This is a genomic window from Paraburkholderia atlantica, assembly GCF_009362785.1.
GTDB classification, from domain to species: domain Bacteria; phylum Pseudomonadota; class Gammaproteobacteria; order Burkholderiales; family Burkholderiaceae; genus Paraburkholderia; species Paraburkholderia atlantica.
Genome location: NZ_WHNQ01000206.1, coordinates 1 through 924, shown reverse-complemented (window position 1 = coordinate 924; position 924 = coordinate 1). Strand labels below are relative to the sequence as shown.

At 63.1% G+C, this 924-nt stretch carries 1 protein-coding gene; it reads right to left on the bottom strand.

From position 1 onward, the window contains the following. The coding region (istA, locus tag GCT19_RS42275) for an IS21 family transposase (RefSeq protein WP_408582422.1) at positions 1-734 on the bottom strand (734 nt) is incomplete at its 3' end. Positions 735-924: the final 190 nt, after the last annotated feature.

Genomic DNA, 924 nt, shown 5'->3' with positions numbered 1-924 from the left:
TTCGGTTTGTCCTGCGGACGATATACGCGTGCAGGAAGGAATGACGTGCCGTAGTGACGCGCAAAGTCCAGCACGGTGTCGCCGGCGCGAGGTTCATAGCGGTCGGGATCGGCAATCATCGCGCGCGGGTTATCCGGCACGATCAGCTGCGGCACGCCACCATAGAAGGTCAGCGCACGTGCGATGCCGCCCAGCCAGTCCTCCATCGTTTCGGCTGGCGTCGCGCATGCGAACGTGTAACTCGATGCGCCCATGGCCGCCACGAAGATGTGCGCGCGGCGTCCAGTCGTCAGCGGCAACGTGGGGCCGGCGAAGTCGACAAACAGTTTCTCGCCGGCGCGGTGAATCTGACGCATCGAGCGCTTCAGGCGTTTCGTGAACGCCTTGTAGTGCTCGCAGAACTGCGTATAGCGGTAGGTCTGCCGGTCCGCGAACTCGGCCTGGTACTCCTCCCACAGCAACGTCAGCGTCATGCCCTTGCGACGCAGCTCCTGGTGGATGCGTCCGTAGTCGGGCTGGGCGTAGCCTGCTGGCCCCGTGGGCTTGCCGAGGAGTCGCCGCTCGAGGTCGCCTTCATCCATATCGCTGGCGCTTGCCCAGTCCAGCCCGGCGGCACCGGCCAGTCCTATGTACTTCGTGACCACGCCCTTGGATATGCCCAGTGACGCGGCGATCCGATCGTGCGAGAAACCGCCGTCGAATTTAAGTCGTAAAACGTCCTTGATCATGCGCATGTTCATCCGGTGCGCGGGCATGCTCTCTCCGGCAAAAGCCGGCGAGCATAGCCTGCGTAGTTGATGTCATGCGCAACGCCAATCCTGCCTTCCGGTCCGCTCGGTCACGTTCCCGAAATGCCCGGTCACGTTGCCGAAATCGCCGGTCACCATCCCGAAACGGCCGGTCACGTTCGTCCGAAATACGCAC